Source organism: Pontibacter sp. GD7 (assembly GCF_058216375.1).
On sequence record NZ_JBYZMP010000002.1, the window covers coordinates 1 to 17,006 of the forward strand.

17 protein-coding genes are annotated in these 17,006 nt (G+C 47.3%); 7 read left to right on the forward strand and 10 right to left on the reverse strand.

The features are described from left to right. Nucleotides 1-350: 350 nt before the first annotated feature. The 3 genes from AC4BAP_RS03055 to AC4BAP_RS03065 are packed head-to-tail and all read left to right on the forward strand — an operon-like array spanning nt 351 to nt 3,267. Nucleotides 351-1,910 (forward strand): SulP family inorganic anion transporter, encoded by a 1,560-nt coding sequence (locus AC4BAP_RS03055; RefSeq protein WP_490581148.1) that lies wholly within the window; start codon nt 351-353, stop codon nt 1,908-1,910. A 30-nt stretch (nt 1,911-1,940) separates the two neighbouring features. Next, nucleotides 1,941-2,612 (forward strand): carbonic anhydrase family protein, encoded by a 672-nt coding sequence (locus AC4BAP_RS03060; RefSeq protein WP_490581149.1) that lies wholly within the window; start codon nt 1,941-1,943, stop codon nt 2,610-2,612. Further along, complete coding sequence (locus AC4BAP_RS03065; RefSeq protein WP_490581150.1) at nt 2,587-3,267, forward strand: TetR/AcrR family transcriptional regulator; 681 nt, start codon at nt 2,587-2,589, stop codon at nt 3,265-3,267. Before AC4BAP_RS03060 ends, AC4BAP_RS03065 begins: the two co-directional genes overlap by 26 nt. A 159-nt stretch (nt 3,268-3,426) precedes the next feature. On the opposite strand, the gene AC4BAP_RS03070 is transcribed toward AC4BAP_RS03065, so the two are convergent. Both AC4BAP_RS03070 and AC4BAP_RS03075 read right to left on the reverse strand, forming a co-directional pair. Further along, the gene (locus tag AC4BAP_RS03070; protein ID WP_490581151.1) at nt 3,427-4,215 is read right to left on the reverse strand and encodes a PhzF family phenazine biosynthesis protein; all 789 of its coding nucleotides are present in this window, start codon (nt 4,213-4,215) and stop codon (nt 3,427-3,429) included. Between the two features lie 22 nt (nt 4,216-4,237). Beyond that, nucleotides 4,238-5,545 (reverse strand): hypothetical protein, encoded by a 1,308-nt coding sequence (locus tag AC4BAP_RS03075; protein WP_490581152.1) that lies wholly within the window; start codon nt 5,543-5,545, stop codon nt 4,238-4,240. 125 nt (nt 5,546-5,670) lie between these two features. Here AC4BAP_RS03075 and AC4BAP_RS03080 point away from each other — a divergent pair, with 125 nt between their 5' ends. Beyond that, nucleotides 5,671-6,186 carry a cupin domain-containing protein gene (locus tag AC4BAP_RS03080; protein WP_490581153.1) on the forward strand — a complete coding sequence of 172 codons (516 nt, stop codon included), beginning with the start codon at nt 5,671-5,673 and terminating at the stop codon, nt 6,184-6,186. Nucleotides 6,187-6,194: 8 nt separating this feature from the next. Here AC4BAP_RS03080 and AC4BAP_RS03085 read toward each other — a convergent pair whose 3' ends face one another. From AC4BAP_RS03085 to AC4BAP_RS03105, 5 genes are all read right to left on the reverse strand, one after another. Beyond that, a complete protein-coding gene (locus AC4BAP_RS03085) occupies nt 6,195-6,749 on the reverse strand; it encodes a hypothetical protein (protein ID WP_490581154.1) in 555 nt (184 codons plus the stop codon). 91 nt (nt 6,750-6,840) lie between these two features. Then, nucleotides 6,841-7,467, reverse strand: a complete 627-nt coding sequence (locus tag AC4BAP_RS03090) for an HAD family hydrolase (RefSeq protein ID WP_490581155.1) — start codon at nt 7,465-7,467, stop codon at nt 6,841-6,843. A gap of 2 nt (nt 7,468-7,469) precedes the next feature. After that, nucleotides 7,470-8,057: a DUF3267 domain-containing protein gene (locus tag AC4BAP_RS03095; RefSeq protein WP_490581156.1), complete on the reverse strand. Its 588-nt coding sequence runs from the start codon at nt 8,055-8,057 to the stop codon at nt 7,470-7,472. A gap of 101 nt (nt 8,058-8,158) precedes the next feature. Further along, the gene (locus AC4BAP_RS03100) at nt 8,159-8,587 is read right to left on the reverse strand and encodes a hypothetical protein (RefSeq protein WP_490581157.1); all 429 of its coding nucleotides are present in this window, start codon (nt 8,585-8,587) and stop codon (nt 8,159-8,161) included. An 87-nt stretch (nt 8,588-8,674) separates the two neighbouring features. Continuing rightward, nucleotides 8,675-9,082 (reverse strand): hypothetical protein, encoded by a 408-nt coding sequence (locus AC4BAP_RS03105; protein ID WP_490581158.1) that lies wholly within the window; start codon nt 9,080-9,082, stop codon nt 8,675-8,677. Nucleotides 9,083-9,247: 165 nt separating this feature from the next. Here AC4BAP_RS03105 and AC4BAP_RS03110 point away from each other — a divergent pair, with 165 nt between their 5' ends. The 3 genes from AC4BAP_RS03110 to AC4BAP_RS03120 all read left to right on the forward strand — a co-directional run bounded on the left by AC4BAP_RS03110 (nt 9,248) and on the right by AC4BAP_RS03120 (nt 12,021). Further along, nucleotides 9,248-10,003, forward strand: a complete 756-nt coding sequence (locus AC4BAP_RS03110; RefSeq protein WP_490581159.1) for a DUF2490 domain-containing protein — start codon at nt 9,248-9,250, stop codon at nt 10,001-10,003. A gap of 351 nt (nt 10,004-10,354) precedes the next feature. Then, nucleotides 10,355-11,254: an ABC transporter ATP-binding protein gene (locus tag AC4BAP_RS03115; RefSeq protein WP_490581160.1), complete on the forward strand. Its 900-nt coding sequence runs from the start codon at nt 10,355-10,357 to the stop codon at nt 11,252-11,254. Next, nucleotides 11,251-12,021 carry a DUF2705 family protein gene (locus AC4BAP_RS03120; RefSeq protein WP_490581161.1) on the forward strand — a complete coding sequence of 257 codons (771 nt, stop codon included), beginning with the start codon at nt 11,251-11,253 and terminating at the stop codon, nt 12,019-12,021. The genes AC4BAP_RS03115 and AC4BAP_RS03120 overlap by 4 nt, the downstream gene beginning before the upstream one ends. Here AC4BAP_RS03120 and AC4BAP_RS03125 read toward each other — a convergent pair. The 3 genes from AC4BAP_RS03125 to dnaG form a co-directional block, all read right to left on the reverse strand. Further along, the gene (locus tag AC4BAP_RS03125) at nt 12,002-12,688 is read right to left on the reverse strand and encodes a hypothetical protein (RefSeq protein ID WP_490581162.1); all 687 of its coding nucleotides are present in this window, start codon (nt 12,686-12,688) and stop codon (nt 12,002-12,004) included. The two genes, AC4BAP_RS03120 and AC4BAP_RS03125, sit on opposite strands and share 20 nt — an antisense overlap. 227 nt (nt 12,689-12,915) lie before the next feature. Then, on the reverse strand, nt 12,916-14,163 hold the full coding sequence (locus AC4BAP_RS03130) for a bifunctional 3,4-dihydroxy-2-butanone-4-phosphate synthase/GTP cyclohydrolase II (protein ID WP_490581163.1): 1,248 nt from the start codon (nt 14,161-14,163) through the stop codon (nt 12,916-12,918). Between the two features lie 778 nt (nt 14,164-14,941). Continuing rightward, nucleotides 14,942-16,855, reverse strand: a complete 1,914-nt coding sequence (gene dnaG / locus AC4BAP_RS03135) for a DNA primase (protein WP_490581164.1) — start codon at nt 16,853-16,855, stop codon at nt 14,942-14,944. Nucleotides 16,856-17,006 lie beyond the last annotated feature (151 nt).

The following is a 17,006-nucleotide window of genomic DNA, read 5'->3' on the forward strand; positions in this document are numbered from 1 at the left end:
ACAGGAAAGCGGTGCAGGAACACTCCCACGCCGCTTTACCGCATCCGATTGGCACTGGCCAACCTCTTCGACGAACTTAGCTATTACTCTAGGTTAAAAAGTTCGGGATGATTCATGTTTTGTTATAAGCCTTTCAATGCAAAGCAATCATTTACAACTGATAACCAGGCAGTACAGCAACAGCCCTATGTATACCTAAGGTAGTATAAACCTACGCCCTAAAATGTTGTTGCCCACCGAAAACATGGTATTTACCAAGAAACAGGTTTGCAAAAGCAATAAATATGTTATACTTTGAAACTCTATAGTAATACTATTGTAATACTTATTAATACTGTTAGTTAAGAATTATGATAAGCTTTAGAGAAATTAAAAGTGACCTGCCAGCCGGAATCGTGGTTTTCCTGGTAGCTGTTCCGCTTTGCCTTGGTATTGCAATGGCCTCCGGCGCCCCCTTGTTTTCAGGCATTATTGCCGGTTTTGTAGGCGGCATCGTTGTGTCGCTGATCAGTGGATCGCAGCTTGGGGTGAGTGGCCCGGCGGCAGGCTTGGCGGTGATCGTTTTAAATGCCATACAGGAGCTGGGCGATTTCCATGTCTTCCTTTCGGCAGTAGTGCTGGCCGGTGTGATACAGCTGGTGCTGGGCCTGTTAAAAGCGGGTAATATCGGTTACTACTTCCCTACTTCTGTTATCAAAGGTATGCTGGCCGGTATTGGTGTTATCATCATCCTGAAGCAGATTCCGCATGCTTTTGGCTATGACGAGAATTACGAGGGTAACTTCAACTTTCTGGAGCCGCAGGGTGGCACAACCTTCTCAGAGCTTTTTGCAAGTATAAATTACATCACACCGTCGGCTGTTATCATCAGTATACTTTCCCTTTTCATACTTATACTCTGGGATCAGGTGCTCGTGAAAAAGAGCAAAATATTCCAGTTGATACAGGGGCCTTTGGTAGTGGTTTTACTGGGCATTGGCCTCAACCTACTCTTCCAGAACTCCTACCCGGCGCTGGCGCTTCGTGATAATCATTTGGTTACGCTGCCTGTATCCGATAGCCTAACAGGGTTCTTTGGTCAGTTCACAGCACCGGACTTCAGCCACATTTTTGACTACAAGGTATTATTTCTGGCTGGCACGCTGGCTGTGGTTGCCAGCCTGGAAACACTGCTTTGCCTGGAAGCGACAGATAAGCTAGACCCTTACAAGCGTATCAGCCCGGCCAACCGCGAGCTAACAGCGCAGGGTGTGGGCAATATTATTTCCGGTTTGCTTGGCGGCCTGCCTATCACGCAGGTAATTGTTCGTAGCTCCGCAAATGTGCAGTCGGGGGGTAAAACAAAGCTATCAGCTTTCATACATGGTATACTTATACTGGTGTGTGTCATGGTTATACCTGACATCCTGAACCTGATACCGCTTGCCAGCCTTGCCGCCATTCTGTTAATGGTAGGCTACAAACTTGCCAAGCCCGCACTGTTTAAAAGCATGTATAGCTACGGCATGATGCAGTTTTTGCCATTTATTGTCACTATTATTGCAATTGTATTCACGGACCTGCTTACAGGTATTGGCATCGGTATGGCGGTGGCCATCTTCTTTATACTTAAAAACAGCTACCAGGTGTCTCACCTGATGCATAAGGAAAAGATGCCCGATGGTACCATAAAGTACCACATGATACTGGCCGAAGAGGTGACATTCTTGAACAAAGGCAATATTTTACGCACTTTGAGAACAGTTCCGGAAGGCGCTGAACTGGAGATTGACTACGCCAGATCAGCTGTGGTAGACCACGACGTGAGGGAACTGATAGAAGACTTCAGAGAGACTGCCCACACCAAAAACATCAAGCTTACTATACACGAACTGCAGGAAGAAGAAGTAAACGTGAATAACCCATTTTAGCCTCACCTAAACTTATAAATAGAAATTACAATGAGAACACAAACAAAAGAAACACAGGCACAACTTACGCCCCAAAAAGCCATAGAGATACTTGTAGAAGGAAACAAACGCTTTATCAGTAACCTAAAAGCTAACCGGAACCTGTTACAGCAGGTTAACGAAACCTCTACCGGACAACACCCATTTGCGATCATCCTTAGCTGTATCGATTCCAGAACCTCTGCCGAACTTATTTTTGACCAGGGCCTGGGCGACATCTTCAGCGCCAGAATTGCAGGAAACATTGTTAACGAAGACATTCTGGGAAGTATGGAGTTTGCCTGCAAAGTAGCTGGCTCTAAACTGATCGTGGTGCTGGGGCACACGAAGTGCGGTGCCATAAAAGGCGCTTGCGATCACGTGGAGATGGGCAACCTGACAGGCCTGGTAAAGAAAATAGAGCCTGCTGTAAATGCTGTTGAGACATCAGGACCAAAAAACTCGTCGAATGCGGAGTTTGTGGAGAAAGTGGCGCAGGAAAACGTACACAGAATGCTGGACGTGATCCAGGAAAAAAGTCCTATTCTGAGAGAAATGATCTCGAATGGCGAGATTGGCATTATTGGTGGCATGTATGATGTGGAAACCGGGGCTGTGGAGTTTTACGAGCATACATTTAACCTGAAGGGAACGGCTAATGAAGAGCTTGCTGGCAAACATTAGGATAACCGTTGACGAGAAAGTATACCTGAAAGATCCGGAAAGCTCTAAAAAGGGACAACAGATCATTGAGAACAGTATACTTCTGATCGACGAGTTAGGCCTGGAAGCGTTTACTTTCAGAAAGCTGGCCGAAAAGATAGGGACAACAGAAGCTACTATCTACCGGTACTTCGAGAGTAAGCATACTTTGCTGGTATATCTTATTTCCTGGTACTGGAACTGGCTGGAATACAGGCTGGTTTTCGCTACCTCCAACATTGAGTCGGCAACTGAGAGGCTAAGGATCGCCATTCATATACTTTCCGGAAAGATTGAGAACGACGACAATTTTTCCCATATCAGTGAGGTGGCGCTGCAACGCATCGTGATCGCAGAGGCGGCCAAGGCTTACCTTACCAAGGAAGTTGACACTGATAACAAGCACGGTTTTTTCCTGAGCTACAAGCGGCTTTGCAGGCGCATTTCCAGTATAGTGCAGGAAATTAACCCCGATTACAAGTATCCTGACTCGCTGGTATCCACGGTGGCGGAGAGCGCCCATTACCAGGTGTTCTTTTCGCAGCACCTGCCCTCGTTAACGAACATTGACAATGACCGGAACGGACAGCTAGAAGATTTCCTATCGGACCTGGTCTTTAAAGCGATAGCGAAGTAGTACCTGCAAATTATAAGTATTAAACAAAACGGAGAGCCATCCAAATACTGGATGGCTCTCCGTTTTTATTGCCATTGCTGTTGTTTTTCACCAACAATAAAAAGGGCGAATAAATGTGCTTGCTAGTGATAACACGCAGCAAGGGCGGATGTTTTTGGTTTATGCTTCAATCTCACCGATAAGGTAGGTTACAGCATTACCGGTTATATAAACCCTATCGCCGGCAAGCTCACAGGTTAAATCACCTACTCTCCTGGAAAGCTGCTTTGCCGTAAGTGTTTTCCTGCCTAATTGCTTACTCCAGTACGGCGTTAGGGTAGTGTGTGCTGATCCGGTTACAGGATCTTCGCTGATGCCTACCTGAGGCGCGAAAAACCTCGATACGAAATCGACTTCGTTTCCGGGTGCAGTTACGATCACGCCTCGGCCTCCAACCTGTACCAATAATCCCTGATCAGGGTTAAGCGTCTCGATGTCCTGCTGAGACGGGAATACCAGCATGAAGTCGGTTTTGCCCCGGAAAGCGGCCATAGGCTTTTTACCCAGCGATTCTACCAGCACCTGTGGCACCTCAATCTCAGTAAACGCATCCACCGGAAAATCAAGGGTAAGCTTCTCTCCTGTTTTAGTAACTGCCAACTGCCCGCTACGCCCGGAGTGCAGCATGATCTTGTTTGTGGGATGTTGGTAATATCTGAACAGCACATAAGCCGAAGCCAGCGTGGCATGGCCGCAAAGGTCTACCTCCACAGTCGGGGTAAACCACCTGATCTGGTAAGTGTCCCCGTCAGGCACTACAAAAGCGGTTTCGGCCAGGTTATTCTCCCCTGCTATCTTCTGCATCGTGTCATCGTCGAGCCATTTGTCAAGTACGCAAACGGCAGCAGGGTTGCCACCAAATACCTTGTCAGTGAAGGCATCTATCTGGTATAATTTTATCTTTTGCATCTGTTAGAAAGTATGGTCGGGCTTATTTAAGCATAGAGGCTGTGTTCGGGTTGGAAAGTAGTTCACCGAATACCTCCCAGCGTTTTTCAGGGTTGGCATCTGTGCCTCCCTGCCGCTCCACGTAGTCCTTTACAAGCTGTTTGCCCAGGTTATAGTTGATCACGTAGCTGCGGTACTTATCCATAAAGCGGGTACGCTGCAGGGCTTTGTCTTTTTTGTAGAGGTTATACTTTACCAGCATGTCAGCGGCCTCCTCACGGCTTATCTCCCCGTTAAGGTAGCGCCGGGCGGCCTCGTTTCCGGCAAAATCCAGCTGCCCGATCTTTTCAAGTATGGCATAATAGCGATCTGCCTCATTGGGGTTAAGTCCGGCCAATGGGAACAGCACGTTTTTCTCAAAAGCCAGCCGGTCACCTGCCGGGAAAGCCACATGTATGCCATAGTTTGCACTACCCTCGGCTATCAGCGACTGCGGACTAAACAGTGGGTAGATCGCATACTCTTTCCAACCCTTTTTATTTACCAGGTTTTGCTCCAGCAATGCGTTAAACACATGGTGCCCGGGATAGCCTTCGTGTGCGGCCAGGTCCACGGCACGCTCAATATAGATCGGGAAATCGGTGTTGATCTGGATGAGGCTATAGCCGTTGCCTTTGTAGTAATTGTACCCCGACCAGGCCTTATCTGTCACAAACTCCAGCTTAAAGTTCTCCTGCTCCGGCAAGTTGTAATAGGCCTTGGTTCTTTTACGCGCCTCGGCAATCGCAGCCTTAAACACTGTGTCGAGTCTGGCTTTCGGGATCTCAAACTTTGCACGGTAGGCATCCCAGCGTTCGGCAACGCTTCCATTGCCCGGCAGTTGTTTGTCTATGGCGGTTAGTATAGAATCGAAGTAAGCCAGTTTGTAGTGTGGCAGCTCCGCGTCGTACAGTAGCCTGGCTTCCTCGTCAAAACTATACTTTTTGCCCTGCATCATCTCAACTTTTGTGATAGCGGCCAGCACCTGCTTTTTAAACATCTCCAGCCTGCGCTTTTCATCCGCTGTCATGGCTTCTGCGTTCTGTGCCATCAGTTGCTGCTGTATCAGTTTAAACTCTGTCAGGAATTCTGCTGCAGGCAAGGTGTCGGCTGGTTCGTCGGTGGGCTTCCATTCTTCCGGACCATAGTAAGCATCCACAATATCACCGTCGTACTGGCCAAGTTTCAGAAGCGTTTTTACGTAACGTTCGGCAAGTTCATCCATCGTTACCGTGGCTTGCTCCGTTTCTTTGGTAGCGGTGCAGGCCCAGCAACTGGCCGCAAAAAGTATAAAAAGCAAGGTTTTCTTCATAGTGTTCAGGTTTATGTGTTCTGATATGCGCACAAGTTAAGGTTACTTTCTGAGGAAGGAAAGAAGTATGGCCATACATTAAAACCTGTATAAACTTTTGACAATGCAGGTAAGTAAAATTAGGTATGAAAGATGCACCAGAGAATAAAACGCTATACTTAGCGCCACACGGCAACATCCCAAACAACCCGCATCTGCCTGTGCTGCTTTACCAGCAGTTATTCCCTGAGCCAGATAATCTGGCTGATCGCTTTAAAGATGTTTTTGCAAAGAATAACTGGGGTGGCTCGTGGGTAAACGGTGTGTTCGACTATCACCATTACCACAGCAAATCGCATGAGGTGCTGGGTGTGGCAGATGGCTCGGCCATACTTATACTTGGCGGACCAGGAGGCGAAGAGACAGCGGTAAAAGCCGGTGATATGGTGGTGTTGCCTGCCGGTACCGGCCACTGCCTTAAAAGTGCCTCTCCAAACTTTAAAGTAGTGGGAGCCTACCCAGGCGGCCAGGAAAACTACGACATCTGCACAGAACAAGACGACCCACAAGAAAAGCAAAAGAACATAGCACAGGTGGCCTTACCAAAAGCAGATCCGGTTTTCGGTAAAAGAGGACCTTTATTGCAGCATTGGACAGAATAACATGCATGTTACAGACGCCACCCATACTTAAACATCAAACTGTACACCCACTCCTGGTTTGTATAGGGCTGCACCATTGTTTTCAGGCCCAGGGTGTTGTCGCTTCCGATATGCCACTCGTTTTCCATTATCATGCTAAGGCCTGCCCTGAACCTATTAATCGGTGCAGCGCTCTCAGCACGCGCAGCTCCTCTAAACCACTCCGAGGCATACATTACCGATAAACCAGTGCCGATTTTCAGGTTATACTTGTTTGTGTTTCCGAAAGGGGATATAAAAATATTACCATCCAGGTGCGAGATAAAGGCATAATGGTCCAGATCATGGCTGACGAGGCTTTCCCTTTTACCAGCCCCTACCCCGGCCACCCCCGAAAAGCTAAGCAATGTGTTATAGGGTCTGAAATACTCAACTTCCATGGCAGGCACCATAATACTCCAGTCCCGGTGGTTATTTAGCAGTTTAAGCCCAAGGCCTGCGTTAAGGCTGCCGCTGTTTTGTGCAAGAGTTGAGATAGAGATCAGGAACAGTAAGGAAGCGGAGGTAAGAAACTTTATGTGCATACCAGTTGATGTTAAAGGTTGTCCATGCCGCACTTCCAATCTATACTTTAACAACTCTGTTCAGCACTAAAATAGTATAGCATTGAGTATACTATAACCTTTTAAGCTCCGAAAAACTCTTGATAGTGTGTACCTCTTCCTTCACATTTCCGAAGCCGAAACCTGCAAGTATAAAAGGAACGTTGGCCTGCAGGCTTGCCTCATAATCTCCGGTAGTGTCGCCAACGTAAACAGCATTCTTGAATTTGTTTCTGCTGATCACTTCCCGTATGTTATCCCCCTTCGAGATGCCTTTATTGCCGTAGCATTCATGGTCAATAAAATACGGATGCAGTTGGTGATGGTCCAGAAAAATTTCGATGTAGCCACTCTGGCAATTGCTCACAATGGCCAGTTTATACTTTGTGGCCAGATGCAAAAGCGTTTCTTTTACCTCCGGGTAAAGTTTGCCTCCAAGCTGCTGCAGCACCTCAAGCTCCTTACTGGCGCATAGTCTCTGCAACTGCTCCCGCTTCTCCCCCTGCAGTTCCGGAAACAGTTTATCGTAGATGGCATTATATGGCATGCCGGCCAGGCCGCGCACCATTTCGGCGTTTATACTTCTGCCGTCCATCCCGAAGGCCTCTAAAGCCTGCTGCCAAGCAATGGCAATGGTTTCGGTAGAGTCCCAGAGGGTGCCGTCGAGGTCAAATATGATGCTATCGTAAGTGTTGTTCATTCTCAGTTATTCTTTACCAGCACAAAGCAGCCAATTTTATCCGGGTGGTCTTGTACCAGGTCATCTTTCTTTTGGTGCCGCAGCATCCAGAGCACCAGCAGATCGCCGCCGGCTGCAATGGAAAAGAAAAGCCCGAACAGGAACAGCAGCAGGTTTCCCAACACAAGTCCGGCCAGGGCAGGCAGCAAGCCCATTATAAGGCCCGGCATCATGCCACCTAAAACATAAGCCCGAAGCGGCAGCACCTCTTCGCAGTGGCAATATGGCGTTAGCAGCGACCAGTAAACCCCATACTTTATAGACTTAAGCCCACGCTCGCAGAAAATAGCCCAGGTAAGGCCATGTAGCAGTTCATGAACAACTGCGCCAAGCACAAACACCCCCAGCATAATTGCCGGCGAAACAAGAAGTATGGTTTTATGTGCTGCCACCAGTTCTTTAAGGCCCGTAAAGCTGAACTGCTCCGGCCAGGCCAACACATACACCGGTATGTACAGCAGCACAATTGGCACGATAAAGTACAGCGCATACAGGTTCGCTTTTGCCGCACTCACAGTCAACTCTACCTTTACATAATTCCCGTGCTTCATATCCAAGGCTAAATCTACAGCAAAGTAAGTATAAACCACTGAAGCAAAAAAGCCACTTTGGCAGTGGCTTCTATACTTTCATTTATAACATAACCTGCAGATTACGGCAAAAATGGGGCTAGCTGGTAAAAACGCTTGTTGTAAACGGTTTCCCTGAACTCAGCCGGCTTTACATCATTCAAAAGTTTCGGGCCATCCGGGTTAAGGGCTTTTATGATCGGCTGAAAATGCTCCTCCACTTTCCTTAACTGCGTACTGTCGGCAAACTCGGTCATCAGCATCAGGTCAAAGTTTTGCTGGTCGTCGGGTTGCGCCATCAGTATTTTGTAAGATTTGATGTGGCCTTTCCTGAGGGCCTCCTCCCGGTACCGCTTCCAGTTTTGGTTGTAGTAAAACAGCGTTTCGGCGGTTTTCCCGTTTTTTATTTTCACGTAGTCTACTACCCAGATGGTATTGTTCTGCTGCTGCCCGAAACTGCAGAAGCTTATAAGTATAAAGCCGCACAGGCATAGCAGGTGTTTAACGCTCATAATTTATCTGCTGTTATCTGATCATCATTTAATGCACTAGGCAGGCATATAACGTAAGCCCGGCACCTTTCTTATCTACCTTAAAAATTAAGCGATAATATCTCCTATCCAGTCGGCGGCTTCCTTGTAGGTAATAAACTGGCGCACCTGTATAGGCCCGATGTACATGTCTTCGGCGCGCCTGGCAAAGTTCTCAAACTTTGTGTAGCTGGAATTGTCATGGCCGCTAACTCTGGCAATTTTCTGAAGGAGTGTCTGCGTGAACCCGGGCACCAGATGCTGCAGCGTCCAGTTTTCATCTTCTACGGTAATATCCCCCAGATGCGCCGAGTCGGCAATCCAGTTTACTACGCCATAGCTATGGAGATGCTCCAATAAGAGCGTGTTTCCGTCGCGGTATTCCTGGCTGTTTACAGGCCTGCGCCACTCTGAATACATCAGCTTTATACTTCTATCCACCCACACTCGCAGATAGTCTCGTTCTAAAAAAATCATGGTGCTGGCAAGCTAAAGTGTTTACTGCAACCTAAGCTACAGCTTTCTTTTAAAAAGTATAAAGGGGAGATAAAGATTTTATTTATGGAAAAGCGCTGCATTACCTATTGTTAAAAAAGTATAGCAGAAGCTTGCACAATACGTCTTGAGGAGACAATTTTGGACATGGAATTTACTACACCTCGTTACTACCTGCTAGTTATACTTATATGCCTGTTGGCAAGTTTCCCCAAAAATGCCGCATCGCAGAGTGGCCGCGTTAAAGACTTTAACCAGAATGGCTGGTACATGTACTTCGGCGACCATAAACTTACCGATAAATGGGGCTTGCACACCGAGCTGCAGGTACGCAGGCACAACCTGTTAAAAGACCCGCAGCAGCTGCTGATACGAACGGGTGTGAACTATAATCTCACCGAGAGCGCCATGTTCACGCTTGGGTACGGCTTCATCAAAACATACCCTTACGGGGAGTTTCCGGCAGCTGACGATTTTGTGGAGCACCGCATATATGAGCAATTGCAACTAAAAGGCAATATTGAACGCGTCGGGCTTGTACATCGTTATCGCCTGGAGCAACGCTGGGTGCAATCGCCGGTAACCTCCGATTATACTTACCTCAACCGTGCACGCTACATGCTGCGCGCAACATTGCCTTTGGTAGGCGCAACTACGGAGGCTAAGGAGCCCTACCTGGCCGTGTATGATGAAGTATTTATCGGCTTTGGCAATAACATACAGCGCAACATTTTTGACCAGAACAGGGCTTTCATAGCTCTTGGTTATAAAATAAGCGATGCAGCGGCAATAGAAGCAGGCTACCTGAACCAGATCGTTCAGAAGGCAAACGGTATTGTATTTGAGCACAACCATACCCTGCAACTTGGCTTTACCTATAACATCGACTTCAGTAAGCAGTAAAACCTCTGCACTGTCACCTGGCAATCTTAGCGATAAGTTGATCAGCAGGATCATTTAACTCAAGTTGCAATTAACCCACCCCTAAACCTTCCAAGGCTACTCTCAGGGCACAAGTATTAAATTCTCTATCTACCGCGAGTTTTCAACTCGTGGTTGTCCATGTGGGCAAGCTTTCAGCTTGCGTGAGCCGCTTCTTATACTTTTGCATACCTGCGCAAGCTGAAAGCTTGCCATATAGTTGCCCAGGCTGAATTAAAGGCAAAAGGTGGTTTAAAGCATATGGCTTGCAAAGCAGCTTAGAAATACTATATTTGTTTAAGGTAACGCCTAGCAAAGTATAAAGCTGCCCTCATGACAGAAGTGCTCAACATAGACAAACTTACAAAACGCTATGGGTCCATCTTAGCCGTAGACAGGCTCTCTATAGAGGTTGCCAGCGGCAGCATCTACGGACTGCTGGGCCCAAACGGAAGCGGCAAAACCACCACGCTCGGCATGATACTGGATGTAGTGCGGCCCACTTCCGGCAGCTATTCATGGTTTGGGGAGCAAACAAGCTATACTACAAAACGACGTATAGGCGCCCTGCTCGAAACACCAAATTTTTACCCATACCTTACTGCCCGTAAAAACCTGCAGGTTATAGCCGACATAAAAGGCGCTAACGCCAAAAACATACTGCAGGTGCTACACCAGGTAGGTTTGGAGCAACGTAAACACACAACTTTTAAGGGATTTTCGCTGGGCATGAAACAAAGGCTTGCCATTGCTGCCGCACTCCTGAACAACCCTGAAGTACTGGTACTGGACGAGCCCACCAACGGCCTGGACCCGGAGGGCATTGCCGAAGTACGCGACCTTATACTTAAAATAGCCGCAGAGGGGAAAACAATTATACTTGCCAGCCACCTGTTAGATGAGGTAGAAAAAGTATGCACGCATGTGGCCGTATTGCAGCGGGGTCAGCTTAAAGCGGAAGGCCGCGTGGATAACATCCTTTCTGCTAAGGACCAGCTTGTGATCAGCTCTGGTAATACCGGGGAGTTGCTGGAAGCATTGAAACGGATACCTTTCGTAGAGTCTTTTCAGCCGGAACGCGACACGATACATGTAACGCTGCATGAGGGCTATGACGGGAAAGACCTGAACAGGGCCATGTTTGAGGCCGGCACCATACTTTCCCAGCTTACCTTGCACCGTAAATCGCTGGAGGCCCAATTCTTGGAAATCATTAAAAACACCAACCCATGAACCTGCTCCGGATAGAACTGCACAAGCTTATACCTTACCGTACTGTGTGGGTAATTTTGGCTATTTACGCTGCACTGATGCTACTGGTGCTATACTCCAGCAGTAATGTTACCATAAACGGCCAGGCGCTTGGCAGCCAGATGTACAAGCTACCCGGATTCTGGCAAACCCTTTCCTATGCAGCCAGCTTCTTCAACTTGCTTTTTGGTATACTAGTTATCGTTATCATTACAGATGAGTTCACTTTCCGGACCTTTCGGCAGCAGGTGATCGATGGACTTTCGAGGGCAGAACTGGTGCTGGCAAAGTTTTATGTTATACTTGGCCTGGGTGCCCTGAGTACGCTTTTTCTACTGTTACTCGGTTTGTTCTTCGGATTACAGCATACAGCCAACATTAATGCAAATGCCGTGTTTGCCAAGATGGATGCCCTGGCCTACTACTTTGTGCAGGCAATCGGCTATATGGTTTTGGCATTGGTGTTTGCTATATTGATAAAAAGGAGCGGCCTGGCTATCATCGCCTTTATAGCCTATGCCCAGGTAATAGAGCCGCTGATCCACTTTCGCCTGCCGGATGCATATGACAAGTATATGCCGGTAAAGGTGCTGAAAAGCTTAACTCCCATGCCTGGGCAGGGCCTGTTAGACCAAATGACCACCCCAACCGAGCAACTGACGCAGCAGCAGGCTGCTTTGTTTGCCATTGGCTATATCGGTTTGTTACTGCTTATAGCTTATACTATACTTAATAAGCGAGACTTGTAGAACTTGTAAGTGTATTAAAGTAGTTTACGATGGCAACCAACTCATGTGGCTTTTCATAGTCAAGCCGGTTTAATTTGATGTAAGATTTCACATCTTTATACTTACTCCCAAATAAAGTCTGCAGGTCTTTGCGCGGATTTTTCAGGCCTACAATATCACCATCAGGCAATACGATATAGTATACATCCCTTATTTGCTCAGGGTCCCATTGCCCAGCATTCTGGTTTGCAACCGGGAAGGCAGGACTCATGTTTCCATTTTTATGGCTGTAGGCTTCGCGTTTAACCAAGGTTAAGGCTCCCTGGTTAAGTATCTCGAAGAAAGTGGGCTTTTTAAACCTGGAGTAAGGTTTACCAAGATCCCAATGCAGGGTCTTGAAAGTAAAAGAGCGTCCGCTTGGCATTTCCTGCGCTACAAAATACTCTACATTCACCGGCGAAACCGAGGTCATAGAGCCATTCTGGTGGTGAACGTTTACAATGTCAGGTGTTCGGTAGTAGGTTAAGGCACCATACAGCGTATCGCCGTTTACCATTACAACTTTACCGGTAGGCCATTCCTGCACATCCAACGCCAGCCTTACCTGCGCTTCTGCAGCATTTATAAACAACCCATCACTCACCAACAACACACACACTACCAACAAGGCGGTAAGAATCTTTTTCATAGTTAAAGCACTTAAATTTTTTGGAAATTACTATCACACACCACATACCCAATCTACTAGTAATCAACTGTATATACTTTTGTATTGTTTTAAGCACTAAAAAGTTGCGCTTAGAATAAAGCTTTAAGATAAAATCCAAAAAAAACCGGCTAGAGCCCATTTTAGGCGCCCTAGCCGGTTTATAAAATTGCACAAACGAAAATGTGCATTAATTATTATCCAGTGTGCTATTTATCTATTGCAGCACTTCTTAAAATCTCATGTCCTAACTTGTCGCGCTTGGTTGTCAGGTACTTCTGATTATGCTCGTTTGGCTTAATTTCGATGGGCACACGTTCCACTACTTCCAGGCCATATCCCATCAGGCCGGAGCGTTTCTTAGGGTTATTCGAAATAAGTCTCATCTTGGTAACACCCAGGTCGCGCAGGATCTGAGCACCAACCCCATAGTCACGTTCATCCATGCCAAAGCCTAACTCCAGGTTAGCCTCCACGGTATCAAGTCCCTGCTCCTGCAACTTATAAGCTTTCAGCTTGTTTACCAAACCTATACCACGGCCTTCCTGGTTCATGTAAACAATAACACCCTTGCCCTCTTTCTCGATCATGCGCATAGCTTCGTGTAACTGTGGGCCGCAATCGCATCGGCAAGAACCAAAGATGTCGCCGGTTACGCAGGAAGAGTGTACACGCACCATCACAGGCTCACCTTCTTCCCAGGTGCCTTTTACAAGCGCAAGGTGTTTTGCCTCGTTGCTTAGCTGTGTAAAGGCATAAAGGTCGAACACGCCAAAGTCAGTAGGCAACTGAACGGCAATCTCACGCTCTATCAGGCTCTCATGCTTCAGTCGGTATTCAATCAGATCTTTTATCGAGATAAGCTTCAGGTTGAAACGCTCTGCCACTTTAACCAGATCCGGTAGACGGGCCATTGTTCCGTCTTCGTTCATGATCTCTACCAGCACACCGGCAGGAGCCAGACCAGCTAAACGAGCCAGATCCACAGATGCCTCCGTATGACCGGCACGGCGAAGAACGCCTTCTTTTTTCGCTTTAAGCGGGAAAATGTGCCCTGGCTTACCCAAAGAATGCGGGTCGGTGTTAGGGTCAACAAGTGCCTGCAGGGTTTTAGCGCGGTCAGAGGCTGAGATACCAGTAGTACAGCCATGTCCGATCAGGTCCACGGACACTGTAAACGGAGTGGCATGCAAAGCCGTGTTACGCCCAACCATCAGCTCCAGGCCAAGCTCATCGCAACGCTCTTCGGTTAAAGGCGCACAGATCAACCCGCGTCCGTGCGTTGCCATAAAGTTCACTATTTCTGGCGTTACCATTTCAGCAGCGCAAACAAAGTCGCCTTCGTTCTCACGGTCATCATCATCCACTACAATAACTACTTTGCCTTGCCTGATGTCTTCAATGGCAGACTCTATTGTGTCTAATGGTCTGATCTCACCAGTTGTATTGGTTTCCATACTATTCATTTTGTGCACACCCGCTTTATGTTTTCAGGCCTGCTGTTGATTTTTTAGTAAAGCGATACAAAAGTATAAAGTTTATACCGCAATCCCTTTTTATTTGAGTAACACTTTTGATGGGGTTTTAGTTGAATTTGTGTTTAACCACTATAGCTTGTTGGGGTTATACTTACATTTATAGTATATTGACTTTCTCTCTAATGCCTTTATTCCTCAATCTTATTTGCCTATAGTTTCACTTTTGGCATTGGTGCCCTCAAGGCCCCGAAATGCTTCGGGGTAAACTCAAGGCCTCGCCATTGCGCATCGCGCTGTCTATTGAAGCTGCTCCGGGGGAAGGGGCCCCCTTTAAGCTCCGCTGCGGGCTGCCTCGCTTCGCTCAGCACCGCAACAATAGAAGGCGCTCTTTATCGAGGGCCCCTTCCCCCACCCAAAGGCTGGGATGGACACTTCTTGGCTAGCGGTTTTGCAAAGGAGAGGAAGTATAACTGTCTGAATTGCTACTTGGCAACAGCTATTGCCATGTGCACCAATGACGATTTTTTGTCTGAGCGTTCAGCGAGTTCAAAATCGTCTTGATTCTTTTGCTTACTTTTCTCATCAAGGAGAAAAGTAAGGCCCAGCCGGCGAGGCGAAAAGGTGGTTAGCAGCAAATAAGTTTCCTTTAAACGAGATCACCTCTTCAATACGATATATAAACCCCATCATTTCAAGGCATTTAACAAAACATTAGGAGATCAAAAAAAACACTCTTGCTCTATCCTGCTTCAGTTTCTTACTTATTCACTACAATCCCCAGCATATCGCCGAGCTGCATGTGTAGGTTCTTTAGCATAAGTATGGTTTGCAGCTGTCGGTCCTGCTCCTGCGGGTCGGTAACGAGGCGCAGCTTCTCCATTTCGTTTTTCATGAGCAGCTCCACATTGCGCCATTTCAACCTTAGCACGGCACGCTCAGCGCCATAAGGCAACAGGTCCAATTCAGTTGGCACAAATATCTGGTGCGTTTCCCAGTTGTGGCTTAGTTCGTGTGGGTCTGATAAAAGGTTTGTTGCTTCAGTCCTGATCTCCTGATCCGGGTAATGTATAAAGTCCTCAGCAGTTGGCAGCACATTATCACAAAGCTTTTCTTTGATAAGCTCCATAAAACGGCGGTAAAGCGGCGTCCTGAACTCCACATCCTCCAGCTGTTCCAGCATATACTGACAGGTGGTCATACCTTCATCAAGCATTTTATCCGGGTAGTTCAGCAGCATCCGCACTATCTCCCGTTCATAGCGTAGCAACAGGTCTTCATCCGATGCTGGCTTTTCCGGCTCTGCTTCTTCCGGCATAACCATACTATCCAGCTCAGGGCTTCCGGTCTTGGGTTGCTGCTTGCTCTGCAGCTGCATCTTGTTGTACTCCGAAATCAGTACCTGCTCGTCTATATCAAAAATGAGGCTGCAACTTCGGAAGAAAACCGTGCGCTTGATCGAGTCCGGAATCTTGGCGATGGACGTAACGATCTCACGGATCGCCTCAGCTTTTTTTACCGGATTATCCTTGGCCTCAGCAGCAAATAAACTGGTCTTGAAAGATATAAAGTCTCTTGCGTTCTCTTTCAGATAAGCCTTAAAAGCAGTGTCGCCTACTTTCTGAATGTATGAGTCCGGGTCCTCCCCTTCCGGAAAAGTTACCACATCCACATTCAGACCGTTCTCAAGTATAAGGTCAATACCACGCAAGGATGCCTTTATACCTGCTGCGTCACCGTCGTAGAGCACGGTTATGTTCTGAGTATAACGCGAGATCAGCTTTATCTGCCCTTCGGTAAGCGAAGTTCCCGATGAGGCTACCACATTCTCGATACCGCCCTGGTGCAGTGAAAGCACATCCAGGTACCCCTCCACCATATAGCACATGTCCTGCATGCGAAGCGCCTGCTTTGCCTGATACAAACCATACAGCACATTGCTTTTGTGGTAGATATCAGATTCCGGGGAGTTGAGGTATTTAGGGCTTTTCTTGTCGTTGGATTTTAAAGTACGGGCACCAAAGCCTATCACCCTACCCGAAACGTTATGGATCGGGAACATGACACGGCCCCGGAAACGGTCAAACTTCTTGCCGTCCTCCCTGACAATGGTAAGGCCGGTTGCCTCCAGGTATTTTTGCTGATAGCCGGCTTTCAGGGCAGTATCCGTAAGGTCCGTCCACTCATCCAAACTATAGCCAAGCTCAAATTTACGAATAGTATTCGCGCTAAGGCCGCGCTGTTTTAAGTATGATTGGCCTATGGCGCCCTGCTCATGCTTATGCAGCCGCTCCTGAAAATGCTTGTTGGCGAAATCCGAAACTATAAATAGGCTATCGCGCTCGCTCTGGGCCTGTGCATACTCCGGGCTGGGGTTGTCCTCAGGAATGTCGATGCTATACTTTTTTGCCAGGTATTTCAGTGCTTCCGGAAAGCTGGTACCCTCCACATCCATGATAAACTGCACCGAGTTACCCGCCTTGCCGCAACCAAAACACTTGTAAATACCTTTTGCTGGTGATACCGAAAATGAAGGAGACTTCTCGTGGTGGAAAGGGCAACACGCCCACAGGTTCTGCCCCTTTTTCTTCAGCGACACAAAATCACCTACAACCTCTGTTATATCGGCCTGGGCTAAAATCTGGTCAACGGTTTCTTTCGGGATCAGGGACATGGGTAAAAGTATAAGCGGATAGCAAAGATAAGAAGTGAATTGTTAAATTGCTGGATTGTTAAATTGTTGGGAAAGATTATTTCTGCTGTTACTGCAACTGGCAGTTATAGAAGAAGACAATCATATTTAAGTTGAAATACTGAAAAGGTAA